Origin of the sequence: Paraburkholderia terricola (assembly GCF_900142195.1) — a bacterium.
In the GTDB taxonomy this organism is placed as follows: domain Bacteria; phylum Pseudomonadota; class Gammaproteobacteria; order Burkholderiales; family Burkholderiaceae; genus Paraburkholderia; species Paraburkholderia terricola.
The window spans coordinates 33,996-55,773 of the sequence record NZ_FRAB01000032.1; the positions used below are offsets into that span (position 1 = coordinate 33,996).

At 65.9% G+C, this 21,778-nt stretch carries 18 protein-coding genes; 8 read left to right on the forward strand and 10 right to left on the reverse strand.

The genetic code is table 11. The annotated features are described in order from the left end of the window. Positions 1–11: 11 nt before the first annotated feature. Both BUE39_RS23555 and BUE39_RS23560 read right to left on the reverse strand, forming a co-directional pair. Positions 12–1,256, reverse strand: a complete 1,245-nt coding sequence (locus BUE39_RS23555; RefSeq protein ID WP_073431161.1) for a sarcosine oxidase subunit beta family protein — start codon at positions 1,254–1,256, stop codon at positions 12–14. 53 nt (positions 1,257–1,309) lie between these two features. Continuing rightward, the gene (locus BUE39_RS23560; RefSeq protein WP_073431129.1) at positions 1,310–2,704 is read right to left on the reverse strand and encodes an L-serine ammonia-lyase; all 1,395 of its coding nucleotides are present in this window, start codon (positions 2,702–2,704) and stop codon (positions 1,310–1,312) included. 308 nt (positions 2,705–3,012) lie between these two features. Between BUE39_RS23560 and BUE39_RS23565 the strand changes: the two genes are divergently transcribed. Next, entirely contained in the window at positions 3,013–4,095 is a 1,083-nt protein-coding gene (locus BUE39_RS23565) for a GlxA family transcriptional regulator (protein ID WP_073431162.1), read from the forward strand. Positions 4,096–4,151: 56 nt separating this feature from the next. Here BUE39_RS23565 and BUE39_RS23570 read toward each other — a convergent pair whose 3' ends face one another. The 4 genes from BUE39_RS23570 to BUE39_RS23585 form a co-directional block, all read right to left on the reverse strand. After that, positions 4,152–5,087, reverse strand: a complete 936-nt coding sequence (locus BUE39_RS23570; protein ID WP_073431130.1) for a choline ABC transporter substrate-binding protein — start codon at positions 5,085–5,087, stop codon at positions 4,152–4,154. Between the two features lie 90 nt (positions 5,088–5,177). Next, positions 5,178–6,179, reverse strand: coding sequence for a GlxA family transcriptional regulator (locus tag BUE39_RS23575; RefSeq protein WP_073431131.1), 1,002 nt, complete (start codon positions 6,177–6,179; stop codon positions 5,178–5,180). Between the two features lie 7 nt (positions 6,180–6,186). Beyond that, positions 6,187–7,089: a choline ABC transporter permease subunit gene (choW, locus tag BUE39_RS23580; protein WP_073431132.1), complete on the reverse strand. Its 903-nt coding sequence runs from the start codon at positions 7,087–7,089 to the stop codon at positions 6,187–6,189. Then, positions 7,082–8,263, reverse strand: a complete 1,182-nt coding sequence (locus tag BUE39_RS23585) for a quaternary amine ABC transporter ATP-binding protein (protein ID WP_073431133.1) — start codon at positions 8,261–8,263, stop codon at positions 7,082–7,084. Before BUE39_RS23585 ends, choW begins: the two co-directional genes overlap by 8 nt. 485 nt (positions 8,264–8,748) lie before the next feature. Here BUE39_RS23585 and BUE39_RS23590 point away from each other — a divergent pair, with 485 nt between their 5' ends. Continuing rightward, the gene (locus BUE39_RS23590; protein ID WP_073431134.1) at positions 8,749–9,075 is read left to right on the forward strand and encodes a hypothetical protein; all 327 of its coding nucleotides are present in this window, start codon (positions 8,749–8,751) and stop codon (positions 9,073–9,075) included. 48 nt (positions 9,076–9,123) lie between these two features. On the opposite strand, the gene BUE39_RS23595 is transcribed toward BUE39_RS23590, so the two are convergent. Both BUE39_RS23595 and BUE39_RS23600 read right to left on the reverse strand, forming a co-directional pair. Further along, positions 9,124–10,419 (reverse strand): MFS transporter, encoded by a 1,296-nt coding sequence (locus tag BUE39_RS23595; RefSeq protein WP_073431135.1) that lies wholly within the window; start codon positions 10,417–10,419, stop codon positions 9,124–9,126. 130 nt (positions 10,420–10,549) lie between these two features. After that, entirely contained in the window at positions 10,550–11,644 is a 1,095-nt protein-coding gene (locus tag BUE39_RS23600) for a tartrate dehydrogenase (protein WP_073431136.1), read from the reverse strand. Between the two features lie 126 nt (positions 11,645–11,770). On the opposite strand from BUE39_RS23600, the gene BUE39_RS23605 reads away from it, so the two are divergent. Next, positions 11,771–12,682, forward strand: coding sequence for a LysR family transcriptional regulator (locus BUE39_RS23605; protein ID WP_073431137.1), 912 nt, complete (start codon positions 11,771–11,773; stop codon positions 12,680–12,682). A gap of 183 nt (positions 12,683–12,865) precedes the next feature. Here BUE39_RS23605 and BUE39_RS23610 read toward each other — a convergent pair whose 3' ends face one another. Continuing rightward, positions 12,866–13,186: a hypothetical protein gene (locus BUE39_RS23610; RefSeq protein WP_083085645.1), complete on the reverse strand. Its 321-nt coding sequence runs from the start codon at positions 13,184–13,186 to the stop codon at positions 12,866–12,868. A 271-nt stretch (positions 13,187–13,457) separates the two neighbouring features. On the opposite strand from BUE39_RS23610, the gene BUE39_RS23615 reads away from it, so the two are divergent. Then, positions 13,458–14,159, forward strand: coding sequence for a PIG-L deacetylase family protein (locus tag BUE39_RS23615; protein WP_073431138.1), 702 nt, complete (start codon positions 13,458–13,460; stop codon positions 14,157–14,159). A 60-nt stretch (positions 14,160–14,219) separates the two neighbouring features. After that, on the forward strand, positions 14,220–15,209 hold the full coding sequence (locus tag BUE39_RS23620) for a glycosyltransferase family 2 protein (RefSeq protein ID WP_084561469.1): 990 nt from the start codon (positions 14,220–14,222) through the stop codon (positions 15,207–15,209). Between the two features lie 42 nt (positions 15,210–15,251). Here the strand turns inward: BUE39_RS23620 and BUE39_RS23625 are convergent, their stop codons facing one another. Next, the gene (locus tag BUE39_RS23625; RefSeq protein ID WP_073431139.1) at positions 15,252–17,933 is read right to left on the reverse strand and encodes an ATP-binding cassette domain-containing protein; all 2,682 of its coding nucleotides are present in this window, start codon (positions 17,931–17,933) and stop codon (positions 15,252–15,254) included. A gap of 556 nt (positions 17,934–18,489) precedes the next feature. Here BUE39_RS23625 and BUE39_RS23630 point away from each other — a divergent pair. From BUE39_RS23630 to BUE39_RS23640, 3 genes are all read left to right on the forward strand, one after another. Beyond that, on the forward strand, positions 18,490–19,785 hold the full coding sequence (locus BUE39_RS23630) for a glycosyltransferase family 4 protein (protein ID WP_073431140.1): 1,296 nt from the start codon (positions 18,490–18,492) through the stop codon (positions 19,783–19,785). Between the two features lie 86 nt (positions 19,786–19,871). Further along, complete coding sequence (locus BUE39_RS23635) at positions 19,872–20,474, forward strand: D-glycero-alpha-D-manno-heptose-1,7-bisphosphate 7-phosphatase (RefSeq protein ID WP_073431141.1); 603 nt, start codon at positions 19,872–19,874, stop codon at positions 20,472–20,474. Positions 20,475–20,512: 38 nt separating this feature from the next. After that, positions 20,513–21,754 (forward strand): glycosyltransferase family 9 protein, encoded by a 1,242-nt coding sequence (locus BUE39_RS23640; RefSeq protein WP_176035810.1) that lies wholly within the window; start codon positions 20,513–20,515, stop codon positions 21,752–21,754. The last annotated feature ends 24 nt before the right edge of the window (positions 21,755–21,778 follow it).

Here is a 21,778-nt window from a genome sequence, read left to right on the forward strand (position 1 = left end):
CTCGTGTGCGATTAGTGGGCCACGGCGGCCGCGCCGTGCTCGTCGATCAGGTGGCCGGTATAGAAACGCTCCAGCGAGAACGGCGCGTTCAGCGGATGCGGCTCGTCCTTCGCGATGGTGTACGCGTAAGCCCAACCGGAGCCCGGCGTCGCCTTGAAGCCGCCCGTACCCCAGCCGCAATTGAAATAAAGCCCCTTCACGTCGGTCTTGCTGATGATCGGGCACGCATCCGGCGACACGTCCACGATGCCGCCCCACTGACGGTTCATCCGCACGCGCGAGAACACCGGGAACATTTCGACGATCGCCTCGAGCGTGCCTTCGATGATCTGGAAACTGCCGCGCTGACCGAAGCCCGTGTACTGATCGACGCCCGCGCCGATCACCAGATCGCCCTTGTCGGACTGGCTGATGTACGCGTGCACCGCGTTCGACATCACCACGGTATTCACCACCGGCTTGATCGGCTCGGACACGAGCGCCTGCAACGGATGGCTCTCCAAAGGCAAGCGCACGCCGGCCATGTCCGCGAGCGTGGACGTATTGCCCGCCGCGACGATCGCCACCTTCTTCGCCTTGATGAAACCCTTCGTGGTGTCCACGCCGGTCACCTGGCTGCCGTCGCGGCGAATGCCCGTGACCTGGCAGTTCTGCACGATATCCACGCCGGCCTGGTCCGCGCCGCGCGCGAAACCCCACGCCACCGCGTCATGCCGGGCCACGCCGCCGCGGCGCTGGATCGACGCGCCGAGCACCGGGTAGCGGCTGTTCAGGTTGATGGTCGGTTCGAGTTCCTTGATCTGCGCCGGGGTGAGGAATTCGGCGTCCACGCCGTTCAGCCGGTTCGCATTCACGCGGCGCTCGGTGTCGCGCACGTCCTGCAACGTGTGGGCGAGATTCATCACGCCGCGCTGGCTGAACATCACGTTGTAGTTGAGGTCCTGCGAGAGCCCTTCCCACAGCTTCATTGCTTTCTCGTAGAGCGCGGCCGACTCGTCCCACAGATAATTCGAGCGCACGATGGTCGTATTGCGCGCCGTATTGCCGCCGCCGATCCAGCCCTTCTCCAGCACGGCGATATTGCACACGCCGTGCTCCTTCGCGAGGTAATAGGCGGTGGCGAGACCGTGCCCGCCGCCGCCGACGATCACGACGTCGTACTCACGCCTGGGCTCCGGGCTCTTCCACTGTCGCTCCCAGTTCTCGTGATACGACATTCCGTTGCGCAACAGGCTGAATATCGAATAGCGGCTCATCATTGATCCTTGTTGGTGCTGTCGGTACTAATGCTCGATACGTCGTAGCGGGTTCAACACTCGATGACGTTCACGGCGAGACCGCCGCGCGACGTCTCCTTGTATTTCGTCTTCATGTCAGCGCCGGTTTCGCGCATCGTCTTGATCACGTTGTCGAGCGACACGTAGTGCTGGCCGTCGCCCTTCATCGCCATGCGCGCGGCGTTCAGCGCCTTGATCGCGCCCATTGCATTGCGTTCGATGCAGGGAATCTGCACGAGCCCGCCGACCGGATCGCAAGTCATGCCGAGGTTGTGTTCCATGCCGATCTCGGCGGCGTTCTCGACTTGCGTCGGCGTGCCGCCCATCACGGCGGCGAGCGCCGCCGCGGCCATCGAGCAGGCGACGCCCACCTCGCCCTGGCAGCCCACTTCCGCGCCGGAGATCGACGCGGTTTCCTTGTAGATGATGCCGATCGCGGCGGCCGTCAGCAAAAACGTGACGATGCCTTCGTCGTTCGACGCGTGCATGAACTTCACGTAGTAATGCAGCACGGCGGGAATCACGCCGGCCGCGCCGTTGGTCGGCGCGGTGACCACGCGCCCGCCCGCGGCGTTTTCCTCGTTGACGGCCATCGCGTAGAGGTTGACCCAGTCGAGCATCGAGAGCGGATCGCGCAGCGACTCCTCGGAACGCGAGCGCAATTGCGCGCTCAGATCGGCGGCGCGGCGCTTCACGTGCATGGGGCCGGGCAACTCGCCGCGCACCTTGCAGCCGCGCTCGACGCACGCCGCCATCACGCGCCAGATCGCGAGCAGGCCGTCGCGCACTTCCTGTTCGGGACGCGACGCGCATTCGTTGCGCAGCGTCACCTCGGCGATCGACAAGCCGGTTTCGCGGCATACGCGCATCAGATCGTCGCCGGTGCGAAACGGATGCGGCACCTGAGCGCCGGCGCGCAAGCCGTTCACTCGATCGCCCTCGCGATTCACCACGAAGCCGCCGCCGATCGAGTAATACTCTTTCTCCACCAGCAACTGGCCGTTTTCGTCGAATGCCTGAAACCGCATGCCGTTCGGATGCACGATGCTCGAACCCGGCGCGCCGGGCATCAGCTTGCGAAAGAAGCCGAGATGCTCGCGCTCGTCGAACTTGATGGGATGCTTGCCGAGCAGCGTCAGTTGCTTCGTTTCGCGGATCGCCTGCAAGCGCGGCTCGATCTGGTCCGGGTCGATCAGATCGGGCAGATTGCCTTCGAGCCCGAGCAGCACCGCCTTGTCCGTGCCGTGCCCCTTGCCGGTCGCTCCGAGCGAGCCGAACAGTTCGACCTTCACGCGGCGCACGAAGCCGAGCAGGTTGGCGTCCTCGATATGCGAGGCGAAGCGGCAGGCAGCGATCATCGGCCCGACCGTGTGCGAGCTTGAAGGACCGATACCGATCTTGAACAGATCGAAAACGCTGACGTTCATGGCGTGCCTTGTGCGTTGCGATGCATGGGTGGCCGGGTTCGGCCTGAAGTAGCCCCTATTGCACCGCACGTCAATTTGGACCGATAGAATAAAAACGGCATCACAGTGGGATAGTGGCGTCAAGCGGGCCGCCCGCAAAGCGCCGCGGCGCATTTGCGATGACTTCTGACGCATTTGCGACAGGCGTCGCGCCCGTCGCTGGCGATGCTGGGGCACCGCTTCGGTGGCGCAAATGAAGCGGCCCGATGAAGCGCCTTGTTTCCCCGGTGCTATGCTTGATTCAACCTTTTCTCTTGCCGGCTGCATGCATGAATTCCGCTGAACCGCTTCCCCTTCAATCGATCGACGGCACCTCGAAACAGCGCATCCGCTTCGGCATCATCCTGCTGCCGAATTTCACGCTGACGGCGTTCTCGGGGTTCGTCGACCTGCTGCGCCTGTCCGCGGATGAAGGCGACTTCAGCAAGCCCGTACGCTGTTCGTGGAGCGTGATAGGGGAAACCCTCGCTCCGGTGCGCGCGAGTTGCGGCATCCAGATCACGCCGTGGGAAACCTTCGACAACGCCGAGCGGTTCGATTACGTGGTCGTGGTCGGCGGCCTGTTGCATTCCGGTCCCGCCGCCAACGAGGCGACGCTCGCGTTCATCCGCCGCGCCGCCGCCACCGACGCGACGCTCGTCGGCATGTGCACCGGCGTGTTTTCGCTGATGCGCGCGGGCGTGCTGGAAGGCCATCGCATTTGCGTGAGCTGGTTTCACTACTGGGATTTCATCGAGCGCTTTCCGTCGGTGAACGAAGAAGCGCTGGTGGCCGACCGCCTCTTCGTGATCGACCGCCGTCGCATTACCTGCTCGGGCGGGCGCGCATCGATCGACGTGGCCGCGGCGATCTTGCTGCGTCACTTCGAAACCGCCACCGTGCAGAAGGCGCTGCGCATTCTGCTGGTGGACGATATGCAGAAAGGCAACGCGCCGCAGCCGCACCCGCCCGGACTCGCGCCCGCCGCGCATCCCAAGGTGAAGCGCGCGATTCTGCTGATGGAGCAGCACGTGGGGCGTTCGCTGTCGCTCGATGAACTGGCGGGCAAGCTCGATCTTTCGCCGCGTCAGTTGGAACGGCTTTTCAAGGCGCAGACCGGCAAGGCGCCGCAAGCCTACGCGAAGCAGGTGCGCTTGCGCACCGCCGCGTGGCTGCTGACGAGTTCGGATAAGACCGTGGCGGACATCGCGTCGAGTTGCGGCTTTTCCGATGCATCGCATCTGGGCCGCGAATTCCGCAAGCAGTTCGGCTTGCCGCCGATGATGTACCGCGAGCAGCGCGGCACCGCCGCGCAAGTGGAAGACGGCTCGGGGTATGACGAAACTTTTCCGGGGCGGGCTCAGGCGATCTGAGATGCGCGGCCGTCACACAAGAAGCGACAGCTGCGCATGCCGCGGCTAGCCCGGCATCACTTCCCCGCCACGAACGCCTTCACCGCCGGCAGGCCGTCCTTGCCGTCGAACGTCTTCACCCCCGCGAGCCATTGATCGAGCACGGACGGATTCGCCTTCAGCCACTCGCGCGCGGCCTTGTTCGGATCGGTCTTGTTCATGATCGGCAGCATCACGTGGTTCTCGATATCGGTCGTGAAGTGCAGGTTCGCCACCAGCTTCGCGACGTTCGGGCAGCGCGTCGCGTAATCGCTCGGCGTGACCGTCAATACCTTCGCTTCGCCGTAGTTCGGGCCGAACACGTCGTCGCCGCCGGACAGATAATCGATCTTCATCTGCACGTTCATCGGATGCGGTTCCCAGCCGAGAAATACGATCGGCTTCTTGTCGCGAATCGAGCGGTTCACCTCGACCAGCATGCCCGCCTCGCTCGACTCCACCAGCTTGAACTTGCCGAGCCCGTACTGATTGCTGTCGATCATCTTCTTGATCAGCGCATTGCCGTCGTTGCCCGGCTCGATGCCGTAGATCTTGCCGTCGAGCTTGTCGTAGTTCTTCGCGATGTCGGCGAAGGTCTTGATGCCCGCCTGATACGCGTAGTCCGGCACGGCCAGCGTGTATTTCGCGCCGGTCAGGTTCGGCGTGGGCAGGACGCTGAGCTGGCCGGCCTTCTTGAACGGATCGATCATCGGGTCCATGGTCGGCGACCAGTAGCCAAGGAACACGTCGATCTGCTTGCTCTTCACGCCGGCGAACGTGATCGGCACCGAGGCGATCGTCTTGGTCGGCTTGTAGCCGAGCCCTTCGAGCACCGTCGAGGCGAGGCCGGTGGTCGCCGCGATATCGGTCCAGCCGACGTCGGCGAATCGCACGGCGCGGCAACTAGCGGGGTCCGCGGCAAAGACAGACGACATCGACAGCGCGCACAGCGACGCGGCCCATACATGTTTCATGGCGTTCCCTCAGGGTGGTTGATACTCGACTGGTTTGCTTGCGTGGGTGGTATTGCGTTGCCTGCCTCAGAAGTTCGGGCGCTCAGGCGCTCAGGCGGACAAACGCCGCTCGACGCTCGGCGCATGACCGAACTGCGCGCGATACGCCTTGCTGAAATGACACGGCGAATGGAACCCGCACACGGCGGTCACGCGCGCGATCGACGCATCCGTGTTGCGCAGCAGTTCACGCGCGCGCCGCAAACGCAGCGTCAGGTAATAGTGCGTGGGCGACGCGCTCAGGAACATCTTGAACATGCGCTGCAAATGCCGTTGCGACAGATGCACGAGCCGCGCGAGTTCGTCGAGCGAGAGCGGCTCCTCGATATTCGCTTCCATGAGCCGCACCACTTCGATCAGTTCCGCGCGCGAGAAACCGACCCGCGCGTCGACCGGAATGTGCTGATAATCGGTCGAGCCGCGAATCCGCTCGACGATGAACTGCTCGGACACCTGCGCGGCGATCGAATGCCCGAGGCGCATGCCGACCAGGTTCAGCAGCAGATCGAGCGGCGCGGTGCCGCCGGTGCAGGTCATCCGGTCACGGTCGATCACGAACAGTTCGTCGGCGAAACGCACGTGCGGGTAGCTCTTGTGCAACGGCGACATGTCCTCCCAATGCACGGTGCAGCGATAACCGTCGAGCAGCCCCGCCGCGAGCAGCGCATACGGCCCGGTGCAGATGCCGCCGAGCGGAATGCCCTGCGCGGCCACGTCGCGCAGCAGCGCGATCACCGTCTCGTCCACGTAATCGCGCACGTGCCAGCCGGCGCAGACGATCAGCACGTCCGGCATGCCGGCCTCGGCCAGCGTGGTGGTGGGCTTCACCGTGATGCCGTTGCTGGCCCGCGCCGGTTCGCCGTCCGGCGTGATCACCGACCACGTGTAGTGCTGCGCGCGGCCCACGTAGTTGGCCATGCGCAGCACTTCGACCGCGCTCGTGAACGCGATCATCGAAAAATTCGGCAGCGTCAGGAAGCCGAAGTGCGCGAGTTTCGACAACGGCGAGTCGGCCGGCGTCTCTACAGGGGCGGCAATCGCGTCGCGCTTCATCGGCGGCTCAGCCGTGCTGCGCCGCGGGCGCGCGGCGCACCTTCATCAGGCTGCGCAAGCCGGAGAGCAGCGGCGCGCGCGCCATGCCCGGCGAACGGCCGAAGCTTTCCGTGATGCGGTCGAGAATGATCGCCAGCATCACCACCGAGAGGCCGCTTTCGAAGCCGAGCCCGATGTCGAGCCGCTGAATACTCGCCAGCACGTCGTTGCCGAGACCGCCCGCGCCCACCATCGACGCGATGATCACCATCGAGAGCGCCATCATGATGGTCTGGTTCACGCCGGTCATGATCGAGGGCAGCGCGTTCGGAAACTGCACCTTGTAGAGCAATTGCCAGGGCGTGCAGCCGAAAGCCTGCCCCGCTTCCACGATTTCGCGGTTCACGTGCTTGATGCCGAGCGACGTGAGACGCACCGCCGGCGGCATCGCGAAGATCACCGTCGAGAGAATGCCCGGCACGCGGCCCAGACCGAACAGCATCGCGGCCGGAATCAGGTAGACGAACGCGGGCATGGTCTGCATCAGATCGAGCACCGGGCGCACCGTCATCTCGACGTAGCGGCTCTTCGCGGTCCAGATGCCGAGCGGCACGCCGAGCAACAGGCTGATCAAGGTCGACGACAGCGTGAGCCCGAGCGTGATCACCATCTGATCCCAGAAGCCGGTGGCGTAGATCAGCAGCATCGCGAGCAGCGTGAAGAGCGCGAAGCGCCAGCCCACCCGCCACAAACCGATGCCGACGAAGAACGCCATCAGCGCCCACATGGGCACGGCTTGCAAGCCGTGCTCGATCAACGCGGCGAAGCTCTCGATCGCCTTGCCGATCGCGTCGAAGGTTTTTGCGTCGTGGTCGAGCAGATAGTGAACGCCGTGGTCGACCCAGGCGCCGAGTGGAATGACTTCAGACATGGGAACTCCGATGGCGCGTGAGAACGTTCAGCACGTTCGTCTTGTTGACGGAACCGCAGTAGGAGCCGTCGGCTTCGACGACCGGCAGCGGCGCGCGGCTCGCCACCACCCGTTCGACGACGTCGTCGAGCGGCGTGGTGCGGCGGATGCACTCGATGGGGTTGAGCTGCGGCGACGCGCTGCCCATCGCATCGCGGCACACGAAGCCGCGAATCTTGCGCTCGCCGTCGAGCACGAATGCGTAGTCGCCGCTGCCGTTGAGCGTCGCGGCCACGCTAGACGCGTCGATCTGCGTCGCGTGCGAATGCATCAGCGGCACGGCGTCGGTTTGCATCAGATCGCCGGCGGTCAGATAGCGGCTCGTGTCGATGCCTTCGAAGAACGCCCGCACGTAATCGTCGGCGGGGTTCGTGATGATTTGCTGCGGCGTGCCGACCTGCACCACCTTGCCGCCTTCCATGATCGCGATGCGCGTGCCGATGCGCATGGCTTCTTCCAGATCGTGCGAGACGAACAGAATGGTGCGCTGCTGCTCGCGCTGCAGATCGAGCAGCACGTTCTGCATTTCCTTGCGCTTGAGCGGATCGAGCGCGGAGAACGCCTCGTCCATGATCATCAGCGAGGGGTTGACCGCCAGCGCCCGCGCGAGACCCACGCGCTGCTGCATGCCGCCCGAGAGCTGCGCCGGCAGCTTCGCGGCGAACGGCGCGAGGCCGACCTGTTCGAGCACCGTCATCGCGCGCTTCTCGCGTTCCTTGCGGCCGATGCCCGCCACTTCCAGGCCGAACGCCGCGTTGGACAGCACGGTGCGCTGCGGCATCAGCGCGAAGGACTGAAACACCATGCTCATGTCCTTGCGGCGCAGCGCCGTCAATTCCGAGCGCGGCACGCTGGCCACGTCGCGACCGTCGATCAGCACCTTGCCGGCAGTGGGCTCCACCAGCCGATTGATCAGGCGAATCAGCGTCGATTTGCCGGAGCCCGACAGGCCCATCAGCACGAAGATCTCGCCTTCCTTGACTTCGAACGACACATTGTGGACACCGACGATCTGACCGGTGCGCGCGAACACTTCCTCTTTCGTCGCACCGCCTGCCAGCATGCCGATCGCCTGCTTCGGGTTGGTGCCGAACACCTTGCACAGCCCTTCGACCACGACCTTCGGGGAATTCATTGAATGTTCTCCTTGCGTGGCGGACGTCCGTCCGCGCTGTGCATACATAGTTGCCAGAAAAAAGTACGGCTAGCCGACTATTTGCGACAACCACATGAGGAAATACGACACCCCCGCCGCGCGCGCCCCGCCGACAATAGGCGCAAGCCTTGCGGGGCAAGGGTTTGACGGCTATCGAGAGGCTCGGCCCGGCATGTCGCGCGAGAGCAAGTGTAGGCCGCCGGGATGAAAAAAAACCGCGCTTCGAGGGTTTGACCGGGTGCGTTTGCCGGGCGTCGGCGGCGCTCCCGCGAAACCGCATGCCAGGGTAAACCGGCAAGCGGGCCGGTCGCCATGCACGGAAATCATTACGAGAACCTTAAGCCCGCGCGCCGTTACGCGGTGTTACCGATCTCGCATCCCCCTTGCACCTGCAAATCGCGGCACTGCCTACACTGCGTTCCATCTCCACTGTCATCGCTTCATCCATGCGGCGAAAACAAACAATGCGCAAGAAATTATTTTCAGTGATGGTCGGCACGGCGGTAGGGGTGGCTTTCGCGCTGGCGTCGCCGGTGGCGTCCGCACATGTGGATGTCGGCATCGGCATCGGCATTCCGGGGCCGGTTTTCGTCCCCGCGCAGCCGGCGTATGTCGAGCCGCCGCCGGTGGTGTATGCGCCCGCGCCGGTCGTCGGCTATGGCTACGGCTATGACGACGACTGGCGTGCGCGCGAATGGCGCGAGCATCAGGAGCGGCGCGAGCGGCGTTGGCGCCGCCACGAGGAACACGAGCGCGAATGGCGCGAGCGCCACGGCTGGGGTGACGATTAAGACAGGCTGAGGCGGGCTGTCACCTGTTTCGCATGACAGCCGCGCCGATCATTGCGGCGCGGCCGCCGTCCGATAGCCGCGTCGTCCGATAGCCAGGGCGAGGAAAGCCGACACCGCGAGACTCGCCGCCACCACATAAAGCCCGGCGGCGTATCCTCCGGTCACGCTTTTCAGCCAGCCGATCGCGAACGGGCCGACGAAGCCGCCGAGGTTGCCGATCGAGTTGATCATGGCGATGCCGGCCGCCGCGCCCGCGCCCGACAGAAAAGTGCTCGGCATCGCCCACAACGGCGCCTTGGCCGCGCTGATGCCCACGTTCACCGCGATCAGCGCCGCCACCACCGCCACGACGCTATCCGCGACGCCGGCCCACGCGAGCCCCGCGCCCGCCACCACGCAGGGAATCACGACGTGCCAGGTGCGCTCGCCGCTGCGGTCCGAATGGCGCGCCCACATCACCATGCCGATCACCGCGAGCACGCTCGGAATCGCGTTCAACGCGCCGGTGCCGAGCGCGCTGAAACCGAACTGGCGAATGATCAGCGGCGCCCATAAGCCGAGCGTGTAGAGTCCCGCGGACGTGCCGAAGTAGATCATCGCCATGACCCACACGCGCGGGTCGCGCAATGCCGCGAGCGCACCCGACGCATGTCCTGCCTGCGACTCGCGTCCCATGCGCTCCTCGCGCAAGGTCGCGACGAGCCAGGCTTTCTCGTCGGCGGCGAGCCACGTCGCTTTTTCGGGTGAATCCGTGAGCGCCTTGAGCACCACGAAGCCGAGCACCACCGCCGGAATCGCCTCGATGATGAAGAGCCATTGCCAGTCCTTCAAGCCGAACAACGCGGGCATCTGCATGATCGCGCCGGAAATGGGCGAGCCGATCGCGGTCGACAACGGCGCGGCCGCCATGAACGCGGCGGCGGCCACCGCGCGCTGGCGCGCCGGAAACCACTGGCTGAGATAGAGGATGATGCCCGGAAAGAAACCGGCTTCGGCCACGCCCAGCAAAAAGCGCAACACGTAGAACGAATTCGGCCCGACGACGAACGCCGAAGCCGCCGAGACCAGCCCCCACGTCACCATCACGCGCGCGATCCAGACGCGCGCGCCGACTTTGTTCAGGATGAGATTCGACGGCACCTCGCACAGAAAGTAGCCGAGAAAGAAGATGCCGCCGCCGAGCCCGAACATGGTCGGCGAGAGGCCGAGATCCTTGTTCATCGTGAGCGCCGCGAAACCCACATTCACGCGATCCAGAAAGCTCACGAAGTAAAGGAGCATGACGAAGGGCAAAATGCGCCACGTCAGCTTGCGCACCACACGGGCTTGCAATTCATTGGTCATGCCTGTCTCCGCTGTGTTGAATTCGCCCGTGACGCGCGCGTCCGGCCGTTATGTTCTTATGTGATGAATGCGTCGCTCGCTCGAAGGCCGAGCGAGCGCGAATAGCGAATAACTCAGATCGGCGAATAACTCAGATCGCGGCCGATTCCGCCGCGAGAGTCGCCGCGAGAAGGTCGCAGACCGCATCGGTCACCTGCGCGGTGGTGGCGCCGCCGCCGAGGTCGCCGGTATGCAGCGCGGGGTTCGCCGTGATGCGTTCGATCGCGTCCATCAACTGGCGCGCGGCGTGCGTCTCGCCGAGATGATCGAGCATCATCACCACCGACCAGAAGGTGCCGACCGGATTGGCGAGACCCTTGCCCATGATGTCGAACGCGGAGCCGTGAATCGGCTCGAACATCGACGGATAGCGGCGCTCGGGGTCGAGATTCGCCGTCGGCGCGATGCCGAGGCTGCCGGCCAGCGCCGCGGCCAGGTCGCTGAGAATGTCCGCGTGAAGATTGGTGGCGACGATCGTGTCGAGCGTCGCCGGCCGGTTGACCATGCGCGCGGTCGCGGCGTCGACGAGTTCCTTGTCCCAGCGCACGTCGGGAAACTCCTTCGAGACCTGCAACGCGATCTCGTCCCACATCACCATCGCGTGACGCTGCGCATTGCTCTTCGTGATCACCGTCAGCAGCTTGCGCGGGCGCGACTGCGCGAGCCGGAACGCGAAACGCAGAATGCGTTCGACCCCGGCGCGCGTCATCATCGAAACGTCGGTGGCGACTTCGAGCGGATGACCCTGATGCGCGCGCCCGCCCACGCCGGAATACTCGCCTTCCGAGTTCTCGCGCACGATCACCCAGTCGAGATCCTTCGGCGCGCAGCGTTTCAACGGCGCGTCGATGCCGGGGAGGATGCGCGTGGGCCGCACGTTCGCATACTGATCGAAGCCCTGGCAGATTTTCAGGCGCAAGCCCCACAAGGTCACGTGATCGGGAATATGCGGGTCGCCCGCCGAGCCGAACAGAATCGCGTCCTTGTCGCGGATCGCGTCCAGTCCGTCGGCCGGCATCATCACGCCATGCTCGCGGTAGTAGTCGCCGCCCCACTCGAAGTTCTCGAATTCGAAGCGGAAGGCGTCGTGGCGCGCGGCGATGGCTTCGAGAACCCGCTGGCCGGCGGGCACGACTTCCTTGCCGATGCCGTCGCCGGGGATGGTTGCGATGCGGTAGGTCTTCACTGGCGTCTCCTTGATGTTGAAGGTATGGCTCGCATCGTAAGACGCGCACGGCTCGCGGAAACGTTGCTAGACTCAAAGCATCCTTAACCTGAAGTTAACGATACGTCCGCAGTTTGCGCTGATCCAATGACCTCATCGATACAACCCGACGACCTCGCCTTCTTCTCCACGCTGGCCGCAAGCGGCAGCCTGACCGCCGCCGCGCGTGAACTCGGCCTGAGCACGGCGGCCGTGAGCAAGCATCTCGCGCAGATGGAATCGCGCGCGGGCGTTTCGCTCGTGAACCGCACGACCCGGCGCATGAGCCTCACGCCCGAAGGCGAGCTTTATCTGACGCGCGCCCGGCGCATCCTGAGCGAAATGGACGATCTCGCGCAGTTGCTCGGCGGCTCGCAAGCCGCGCCGAAAGGTCTGTTGCGCGTGAATGCGACGCTCGGGTTCGGGCGCAGCCACGTGGCCCCGCTGATCTCGCGGTTCGTGCGGCGCTTTCCCGAAGTGGACGTGCAGTTGCAGCTTTCCGTCGACCCGCCGCCGCTCAGCGACGACGCCTTCGACGTGTGCGTGCGCTTCGGCGAACCGCCGGATGCGCGCGTGATCGCCCGCCGGGTCGCGCCGAACCGGCGCCTGCTGTGCGCGTCGCCCGCCTATCTCGCGAAGCGTCGCGCGCCGCGCGGCCCGGCTGAGTTATCGCAACACAACTGCATCGGCATTCGTCAGGGCGACGACGGCTACGGGCTATGGCGTCTGACGAGCGGACGCGGCGCGACGCAAAAGACGGAGACCGTGAGGGTGCGCGGCAACCTCACCACCAATGACGGCGAGATCGCGGTGAAGTGGGCGCTGGACGGCCACGGCATTCTGATGCGCGCCGAGTGGGACATCGCGGAGTATCTCGCCGATGGCCGGCTCGTCCACGTGCTGCCCGACTATCGAACGCCGGGCGCGGACATTTATGCGGTGTATCCGCAGCAGTTGCAGATGACGGCGCGAGTGAAGGCGTTCGTCGACATGCTGGTCGAGACGCTCGGCGGACGGTGAACCCGCGCGGCTCACATGCGTCGAGCGGCAGCGCGGCGAAGCTTGGTCAATCGCAACGAGCTAACGCCGCGATCGCTCATTGGCGGAAATTCACGGGACGCTGTCCGTGTTGTCCAGACAGTCTGCTTCGTTAATTGAAAACAGCCGCGCGAGCCCGGTCGGCGCCACGCGGCTGCTGCACGCTTACTGGCTCGCGCCCGTTCCGATGCCCGCCTTCTTCTGCGCTTTCTGCAGATCGTTCGGATAGTTCGGGTCGTTCCTGGACGGCTGATAGCCCGCGTCCTCGAGCTTCTTCAACTCGGCATTCTTCTTCGCGCGCGCCTGCTTGCGCGCCGCTTTGCGCTCGGCCTTGGTCGGCTTCGCGCTGCTCGCCACGCCGGGCTGGGCGGCCTCGGCCGCGGGCGCGCTCGCGGCATCCTGCGCGACCGCGAGCGGCATGCCGCCGGCCACCAGGGCGGTGACCGCGAGCCCGAGCATGATCTGTTTGACGGCGAATGACTTCATGGTTGATATCCCCTCTGGAAAGTTGGCAATGACGTTGAAGCCTGTCTGCGATGTCGTTCATGACGACGAGTCGCGCGATAGGCAGCACGGACTCGTCGATTAAAGCTTACAGGCAAACGCGCGCGAGTGAGGCCTGGGCACACTGGGTATCCATACAGCATGGCGGCGATTGCCGATTGCCGATCTCCGATTCCCGCGGAAGAAGCGAGGTCCGCATATTGCTGCCCGGCAATACATCCATGATCTTTCGACGATCCCGCAAGTTTTAGCCATGAGCGAATCGCATCGACACCCGCTGGTCGTCTCGCCGCACTTCGACGACGCCGTTCTCAGTTGCGGCGAACTGCTCGCCGCGCGGCCGGGGGCGCGGGTCTGCACCGTCTTCGCCGCGCCGCCCGAGAAAAACATGACGACGGACTGGGACCGCCGAGCCGGTTTCGCCGACGCCTTCGAGGCAATAAAAGCGCGCACCGAGGAAGACACGCGCGCACTCGCGATACTGCAAGCCACACCGCTGCGCCTGCCCTTTTGCGACGCGCAGTATCTGGCGTCGCCTTCTCACGATGCGCTCGTGAGCGCGCTGCGACAGACGCTGACCGAGTCGGAAGCGGACATGCTCGTCGCACCGCTCGGCCTGTTTCACGCCGATCACATGCTCACGGCACGAGCCTGCCTCGCATTGCTGATCGACACGCCGGGTCTCGCCTTTTATGTCTATGAAGATATCCCCTACCGGTGCATCGAAGGCGCGGTTCAGGCACGCGTCGCCGAACTATCCTCGCTCGGCTACACGGCCACACCCGCCGAGGAACTGCAAGCGCCCGCCGATAGGCGAGCCGAACGCGAGCACATGGAACTGAAGCGTGAAGCAATCGGCGCGTACCGCAGCCAGTTGCGCGCTTTCGGTCCGAACGCACGCGCCAGCCTGTTTGCGCAGGAGCGCTACTGGCAGGTCCGCCGCAAAAACGCATAGCGCATGGGCACATCGTTTGCTCGACAGCACGCATCGACCATCAGAAGAACATCGAACCGCATGGAACAGAAGCCGCTTGCCTCGCGCATCTCCGTGGTCGTCCTCACGCACAATCGCGCGGACGAACTGATCGCCACCCTCGAACGACTGCTAGCCCTCCCCGAACGTCCCAGCATTTTCGTCGCGGACAACGCGTCCGGCGACAACACGGTTTCACTCGTCAGAACGTTGTTTCCAACCGTCCGCGTGATCGAATGCGGCGCGAATCTCGGCGCGGCCGGCCGCAATCGCGCGGCCGAGTGCGTCGGCACCGACTATGTCGCCTTCTGCGACGACGACACCTGGTGGGAGCCGGGCTCGCTCGAACGCGCGGTGCAATTGCTCGACGCGTGGCCGAACGTCGGCGTGCTGAGCGCGCGCGTGGTGGTGGGCGAAGCGCGAGCCCCCGACCCGATCTGCGCGGTGATGCGCGCAAGCCCGCTCGGCGGCGACGGCCTGCCCGGCCCGGCATTGATCGGCTACATGGCGGGCGCCTGTGTATTTCGCACTGCGCTGTTTCGCGAGATAGGCGGCTACGAGCCGCGTCTTTTCATCGGCGGCGAGGAAGAACTCGTCGCGCTGGATGTGCTCGCCTCCGGTCATGCGATCGTCTATTGCGATCAGTTGACCGTGCATCATCATCCGTCGCCGGCTCGCAATAGCGGCTTGCGGCGGCGCACGCTGGCGCGCAACGCGGCGTGGATCGCGTGGCTGCGTCTGCCGTGGCAGGAGGCGTGCCGCGCGACGCTGCGCGCTTTCGGCGTGTGGGCTCGGGAAGGCACGCTGCTGCGCGACGGCGTGGCGCTGCTGCGCGGGCTCGCGTGGGCGTTGCCGCGTCGCGAGGTCGTGCCGCCCCATGTGCTGGGTCTGCGGGAGCGGGTGCGGCTGGGCGAGCGCGCGGCGCTGGCGTCGAATACCGGCACGGGGGTGGGCGTGGGTACGGGCGTGGGCGTGGGTGCGGGCGTAACTACAGGCCCGGGCGCGGGGGTTGGCGCGAAGCGCGGCGGGTAACAGCGAGCCGCGTATCCGAAGCGCGGCCGGCAGGCTCACGCTTCAAACAGCCGCGCGCGCCGACGCCATCGCCAGATGCCGGATATCGGCGATCAACTGGTCCGCCGCGACGGGCTTCGTCAGATGCGCCTGGAAGCCCGCCGTTTTCGCGCGAATGCGGTCTTCGGCCTGGGCGTAGCCGGTCAGCGCAATCGCCGGCAAGCGTTCCTCCAGGGGCAATTCCCGCTCGGCTTCCAGACGCCGCAAACGGCGCAGCACGTCGTAGCCGTCTTCATCGGCGAGCACGATATCGCACACCAGCGCGTGCGGCCATTGCTGCGTCGGCGTGTTCGCGAGCCAGGCGAGCGCCTCGTCGCCGGACGCCGCCAGCCTGACGCGCGCGCCGCTCGCGCTCAGCACCGCTTCGAGCGCGTCGCGCGCGTCTTCCTGATCGTCGATCGCCATCACGAAGAGACCGTCGAGCGGCATGGCCCGGTCGACAACGTCGGGCCCCTGGGTAGCGGGCGCGGGCGCGTCGGAGTCGGCCACCGGACGCAGCGGCAACATGGCGACATAGGCGAGCCGCCCGCCCAGCGGCGTCAACGTGAAGCCGCCGCCCGCCGCGGCCAGGGTTTCTTCCATGTGCCGCGCGGCGGCCTGCGACAACTCCGCGGGTTTGTCGCCCATGCCGAGCACGCTCACCCATGCGTAGTTGTCGTGGCGCTCCACCCGCAGTTCGATGCGCTGCCCCGGCTTGGCCTGGACGATTTCGTCGCGGCACAGTTCGGCGATCAGCGGCTGCAACACGCTCGGGTCGCCGGTCACGCGCAAATCGGTGTCGGTGAGCACCGGATACAGCGTGACCCGATGAGCCGCAAGTTCGTCGTGCAACGCGTCGATCACGCCGGCCGTCAACGCGGCGAGACTCACCGATCGCGCGGTGAGCTTGCGTTGCGCATGCTCCAGTTCGCCTTGCTGCCATTGCAGCGACCACATCTTCGAATACACGCCCTCGCGCGCCAGCAGTTCGCGATGCGTGCCCTGCTCCACCACGCGCCCATGCTCCATCACCAGAATCCAGTCGGCGTCCACCACGGTGGAGAGGCGGTGCGCGATCACGATCGACGTGCGGCCTCGCGCGAGCCGCGTCAACTCGGTCTGGATCGCGCGCTCCGAGCGCGTGTCGAGCGCCGAGGTCGCCTCGTCGAACACGATGATGCGCGGGTCCTTCAGAATGGCCCGCGCGATCGCGATGCGCTGCCGCTCGCCGCCCGATAGCCGCACGCCGCGTTCGCCGACGCGCGTGTCGTAGTGATCCGGCAGACGTTCGATGAACTCGTTCAGTTGCGCCGCGCGCGCGGCGCGCACCACGTCGGCGCGGGTCGCCCCAGGGCGTCCATAGGCGATGTTGTAGGCGATGGTTTCGTTGAACAGCACTGTGTCCTGCGGCACGATGCCGATCGCCTCGCGCAAGCTCTTCTGCGTGACCTGGCCGATGTCCTGACCGTCGACGCGGATCGCGCCGTGGTTCGGCTGATACAGACGGAACAGCAGCTTGACGAGGGTCGACTTGCCCGAGCCGCTGCCGCCCACCACCGCCAGGGTCTTGCCCGGATACGCGTGAAAATCCACGTCGTGCAGAATTTGCCGCGCCGGGTCGTAGCCGAAATCCACGTGCTCGAACGAGATTTGCCCGGCGCTCACCTTGAGCGGTTGCGCCGCGGCTTCGTCGATGTCCTCGCCCACGCGTCCCTGCGTGCAGAGAATCGCGAACATGCGCTCGACGTTGACCATCGCGTCGTTGGTCTCGCGAAACACGAAGCCGAGCGTGTTGAGCGGCATGCAGATCTGGATGATGTAGGCGTTCACCAGAATCAGGTCGCCCACGCTCATTTGCCGCACCATCACATGCTGCGCGGCGAGCAGCATGATCGCCGCGATGCCGAGCGCGATCACCGCGCTTTGTCCCACGTGCAGCGCGGTCAGCGCGCGCTGATTGGCGGTTCGCGCGTGCACCCACTTTTCCAGCACGGCGTTCAGCCGCCGGGTCTCGGTGTCCTCGGTGGCGAAATACTTGACCGTGTCGTAGTTGAGCAGGCTGTCCACCAGCCGTCCGTCCGACTGCGCCTCCAGCACGTTCACCGCGCGCTGGTAAGCCACCCGCCGCCGCGTGAACACGAACGTATAGGCCGCATAACACACGAAGGTCGCGAAGATCACCAGCGTGAACTCGCGCGCATAGCTGCTCACCATGATCGCCACGATCGCGCTGATCTCGAAGGCGGTCGGCACGATCGTAAACAGCGCGACGCCGAGCAGAAAACCGATGCCGTCCGCGCCTTTCTGCACGTCGCGGACGATCGCGCCGGTTTCGCGCTTCGTATGAAAACGCGCGCTCATGCGGTGCAGATGCGCGAAAGTGCGCTCGGTGAACGCCGCGACCGTGCGCTGCGTGACGATGCTGAACACCACGTCGCGGGCTTCGTTGAGCGCGTCGCCGAGAAAACGCAGCAGCGCATAGGCCAGCACGAGGAACACCGGAAACAGCGCCTGCGCCGCCGGATGCCCGAGGTCGTCGACCACCCGCTTGAGCGCGAGCGGCATCAGCACGATGGCGAGTTTCGCCGTCACCATCAGCACGACGGCCGCGACGGTCTGGTTGCGGTAGCGCCACACCGCGCGCGCGAGATCGGCGACGATCCGGCGCGTCAGATCGGAGCGGGGCAGCGTGGCGGAATTCGGCATGGTGTCCCTGATGAGGATTGATCGGCGGCAGTGAGAGATATTGTGCGCGGCTCGTTCGCGATGCGCGAGCCCGGAACATTTGCGCGGCGCGTTCGACGCTCATCGAAAACCTTGCGTGCGAGCCTTGCGAGTAACGAGCGGCAGTCAAGCAGCAAGCAAGCGCGCAGCAAGCGCGCAGCAAGCGCGCAGCAAGCGCCGCGCCCGCCGAACAGCGAAAAACGGCCTACGTATAGCGTAATTCGGTTCATCGCGAGGTTCGAGATCACGCCAAAATTTTCCTCCTTGCATGACGCGACGCATGCAACGCACGCGAAATTACATACCGCTTGTAGAAACAGGGAACGCCACAGCGTTGGTCCCGATGCAAACAGGGAACGCCACAGCGTCATAGGTGCAGTGCATGCGCCGGCAAGCGTTGCGGCCCGGCGTGGAAACGAACGGGCACATCGGATGCTCAGGCCGAAGTACATGCGTAGCCTCTGCGCCCCGCCCACCCGCTCTCGCGAGGGCGCTCACGCCAACGCTTTGAAAACGCCCATCATGCGAAGGAACGTCAATGAAAGTCGCCCTCATCAGTGAACACGCCTCCCCTCTCGCGGTCGCCGGTGGCGTCGATAGCGGAGGACAAAACATTTACGTCGCGAACGTCGCGCGCCAACTGAGCGGGATGGGCCATCAAGTGGATGTGTTCACGCGGCGCGACCGCGCGTTGCTGCCGCTCGTCTCCGACATGGACGGCATTCGCGTGATTCACGTTCCGGCCGGGCCGCCGAAGCAGTTGCCGAAGGAACAACTGCTGCCCTTCATGGGCGAATTCGCCGCGTTTCTGATCGAGTTCTTCCGGCGCGAGCGCCAACCGTACGACGTGATGCATGCGAACTTCTTCATGTCGGGCCTCGCCGCGCTGAAGGTAAAAGCCGCGCTCGGCATCCCGCTCGTCACGACGTTTCACGCGCTCGGCCGCGTGCGTCGCCTTCATCAAGGCGCGGACGACGGCTTTCCCGACGAACGCTTCACCATCGAGGACGACCTCGTCGCGCGATCCGACGTGGTGGTGGCCGAATGCCCGCAAGACGAAGCCGACCTGATCGAGCACTACCGGGCCGATCCCGCCCGCATCGAAATCGTGCCGTGCGGCTTCGACGCCGACGAGTTCCAGCCGGTCGACCGCGCCACGGCCCGCAAGACGCTCGGCTGGCGGCAAGATGAATTTACGGTGCTGCAACTGGGGCGGCTCGTACAGCGCAAGGGCATCGACAACGTGGTGCGCGGCGTCGGCATGCTCAGGCAAAGCTTCGGCGCGCACGCGCAACTGTACGTGGTGGGCGGCAACTCGGACGCGCCCAACGAGCTCGCCACGCCCGAGATCGCGCGGCTGCGCGGCATCGCCGCGCAATGCGGCGTGGCCGGGCAAACCACCTTCATCGGCCGGCGCGGGCGCGCGCAACTGCGCTACTTCTATAGCGCCGCCGACGTGTTCGTGACCACGCCCTGGTACGAGCCGTTCGGCATCACGCCGGTCGAGGCGATGGCCTGCGGCACGCCGGTGATCGGCGCGGATGTCGGCGGCATCCGCTATTCGGTGGCCGACGGCGTGACCGGTTTCCTCGTGCCGCCGCGCGATCCGGCGGCGCTCGCCGCGCGTCTGGAGCAATTGCGGCGCGATCCGGCGCTCGCGCGCCGCATGGGCGAAGCGGGCCTCGCGCGGGCGCGCGCGGAATTCACGTGGCACGGCGTGGGCGAGTCGCTTGCGCACATCTATCGGCGCGCGGCGCGGCTTGCGCCCGCCCGCACGCGCGAGGAGCGCGAGGAGGTGCCGCTGCGCGCCGCGGCCGGCGCGTCGTTCCGCTAGCCGGCAGTTGCCGTTTCGATCCGCCAGGCCGCGCCGCGCGCTGCGGCGCCTGGCCACTCGCATCCGTTATGGGCAGGCGACACATCATGCTGGATACCGCCGTTTTCCTGGACAAGGACGGCACGTTGCTCGACGACGTGCCGTACAACATCGATCCGCAGTCAATGCGTTTCGCGCCCGGCGCGCGCGAGGCGCTGACGCTGCTGGCCGGCCATCCGTTCCAACTGATCGTGGTCAGCAATCAGTCGGGCGTCGCGCTCGGCAAGTTCGAGCGTGCCGCGTTGATCGAAGTGGAAGCGCAACTGCGCCGCATGTTCGCCGAATGCGGCGCCACGCTGGCCGGCGCCTATTGGTGCCCGCATCATCCGCGCGGCAGCGTGGCGCCGTACGCGACGCTCTGCGATTGCCGCAAGCCCGCGCCCGGCATGCTGCTGCGCGCGGCGCGCGAGCACCGGCTCGACCTCGCGCGAAGCTGGTTCATCGGCGACATTCTCGACGACGTCGAAGCGGGCAACCGCGCGGGCTGCCGCACGATTCTGCTCGATAACGGTCACGAAACCGAATGGCTCGAAGGACCGCGCCGCGTGCCCACCGCGCGCGCCGTCGATCTGTACGAGGCGGCGCGAATCGTCGTGCGCGACAGCGGCGCGGCGGCGCATGCCGCGCCGGCCGGCGAGGAAGCCGTGTAATGAACGCGCCGAACGCCCCGCTTCTTTTAGTTCAGCCGATGCTGGCGCATGCCCGCGTGCCGGACACGTCACCGGTCACGCGCTGGGGCGACGAGGTCAAGCGCATTCTGTGCGTGCGGCTCGACAATCTCGGCGACGTGCTGATGACCACGCCGGCGCTGCACGCGTTGCGCGAGGGCGCGCCCGGCCGTCATCTCACGTTGCTCGGCTCGAAGAGCGGGGTCGCGCTCGCGCCGTTCCTCGACGATGTGGACGACGTCATCGAATACGACGCACCCTGGGTCGCGAATCCGCATACGAACGCCCGCACGCTCGCCGACGATCAGCAGATGCAGGAGCGCTTGCGGCGCGGCGGCTTCGACGCGGCCGTGATCTTCACGGTGTATAGCCAGAGTCCGCTGCCCGCCGCGATGCTGTGCTATCTCGCCGGCATTCCGCGCCGTCTCGCGCATTGCCGCGAAAACCCCTACTCGCTGCTCACCGACTGGTTGCGCGAACCCGAGCCGCAGCAGCGCACGCGCCATGAAGTCGAACGGCAGCTCGATCTGGTGCGCCAGGTCGGCGCGCACTCGGCGGACACGCGCATGCGCTTCAGCGTCCACGCGAACGACCGCGCGACGTTGCAGGCGCAACTGGCGGCGCGCGGGGTCGATGGCGACGCCGCTTATATCGTGCTGCACCCCGGCGCGACCGCTGCGTCGCGGCGCTATCCGCCCGAACGCTTCGGCAAGGTGGCCGCGCGCCTCGCGCGCGAAACCCGCGCGCCCGTGCTGATTACCGGCGGTTCCACCGAGCGGCCGCTGGTCGAAGCCGTGATCGAGGCGGCCGGTCCGCGCGTGCGCAAGCAACTGCACGACTTGAGCGGCGCGTTGAAGCTGGGCGAACTCGCCGCGTTGATCGAACGCGCAAGCGTGCTGATCTCCAATAACAGCGGTCCGGTGCATCTCGCGTCCGCGCTCGCGACACCGGTGGTCGATCTGTACGCGCTGACCAATCCGCAGCACACGCCGTGGCAAACGCCGAATCGCGTGCTGTTTCGCGATGTCGAATGCCGCTGGTGCTATCGCAGCGTGTGTCCGCAGCAGCATCACGCGTGTCTGCTCGGCGTCGCGCCCGGCGAGGTCGTGCGAGCGGCACTGGACTTGCGGGCGCAGGCGCAGGCGCATCGGCAACCGGTCGACGGCGCGGCTGAAACGGCCAGCCAGGCCGCGCACGAGCCCGACGACGCCCCGCGCGCCGACTCGCCGCCTCCATTCACCGGCATACCGGTGGCCCCCTGAAACCCCACTTCATGGCGAACGCTC

Bases quoted from the DNA above. Each gene is read 5' to 3' on its own strand.
- BUE39_RS23555 (WP_073431161.1), bottom strand. From the start codon at position 1,256: ATGAGCCGCTATTCGATATTCAGCCTGTTGCGCAACGGAATGTCGTAT.
- BUE39_RS23560 (WP_073431129.1), bottom strand. From the start codon at position 2,704: ATGAACGTCAGCGTTTTCGATCTGTTCAAGATCGGTATCGGTCCTTCA.
- BUE39_RS23565 (WP_073431162.1), top strand. From the start codon at position 3,013: ATGAATTCCGCTGAACCGCTTCCCCTTCAATCGATCGACGGCACCTCG.
- BUE39_RS23570 (WP_073431130.1), bottom strand. From the start codon at position 5,087: ATGAAACATGTATGGGCCGCGTCGCTGTGCGCGCTGTCGATGTCGTCT.
- BUE39_RS23575 (WP_073431131.1), bottom strand. From the start codon at position 6,179: ATGAAGCGCGACGCGATTGCCGCCCCTGTAGAGACGCCGGCCGACTCG.
- choW (WP_073431132.1), bottom strand. From the start codon at position 7,089: ATGTCTGAAGTCATTCCACTCGGCGCCTGGGTCGACCACGGCGTTCAC.
- BUE39_RS23585 (WP_073431133.1), bottom strand. From the start codon at position 8,263: ATGAATTCCCCGAAGGTCGTGGTCGAAGGGCTGTGCAAGGTGTTCGGC.
- BUE39_RS23590 (WP_073431134.1), top strand. From the start codon at position 8,749: ATGCGCAAGAAATTATTTTCAGTGATGGTCGGCACGGCGGTAGGGGTG.
- BUE39_RS23595 (WP_073431135.1), bottom strand. From the start codon at position 10,419: ATGACCAATGAATTGCAAGCCCGTGTGGTGCGCAAGCTGACGTGGCGC.
- BUE39_RS23605 (WP_073431137.1), top strand. From the start codon at position 11,771: ATGACCTCATCGATACAACCCGACGACCTCGCCTTCTTCTCCACGCTG.
- BUE39_RS23610 (WP_083085645.1), bottom strand. From the start codon at position 13,186: ATGAAGTCATTCGCCGTCAAACAGATCATGCTCGGGCTCGCGGTCACC.
- BUE39_RS23615 (WP_073431138.1), top strand. From the start codon at position 13,458: ATGAGCGAATCGCATCGACACCCGCTGGTCGTCTCGCCGCACTTCGAC.
- BUE39_RS23620 (WP_084561469.1), top strand. From the start codon at position 14,220: ATGGAACAGAAGCCGCTTGCCTCGCGCATCTCCGTGGTCGTCCTCACG.
- BUE39_RS23625 (WP_073431139.1), bottom strand. From the start codon at position 17,933: ATGCCGAATTCCGCCACGCTGCCCCGCTCCGATCTGACGCGCCGGATC.
- BUE39_RS23630 (WP_073431140.1), top strand. From the start codon at position 18,490: ATGAAAGTCGCCCTCATCAGTGAACACGCCTCCCCTCTCGCGGTCGCC.
- BUE39_RS23635 (WP_073431141.1), top strand. From the start codon at position 19,872: ATGCTGGATACCGCCGTTTTCCTGGACAAGGACGGCACGTTGCTCGAC.
- BUE39_RS23640 (WP_176035810.1), top strand. From the start codon at position 20,513: ATGCTGGCGCATGCCCGCGTGCCGGACACGTCACCGGTCACGCGCTGG.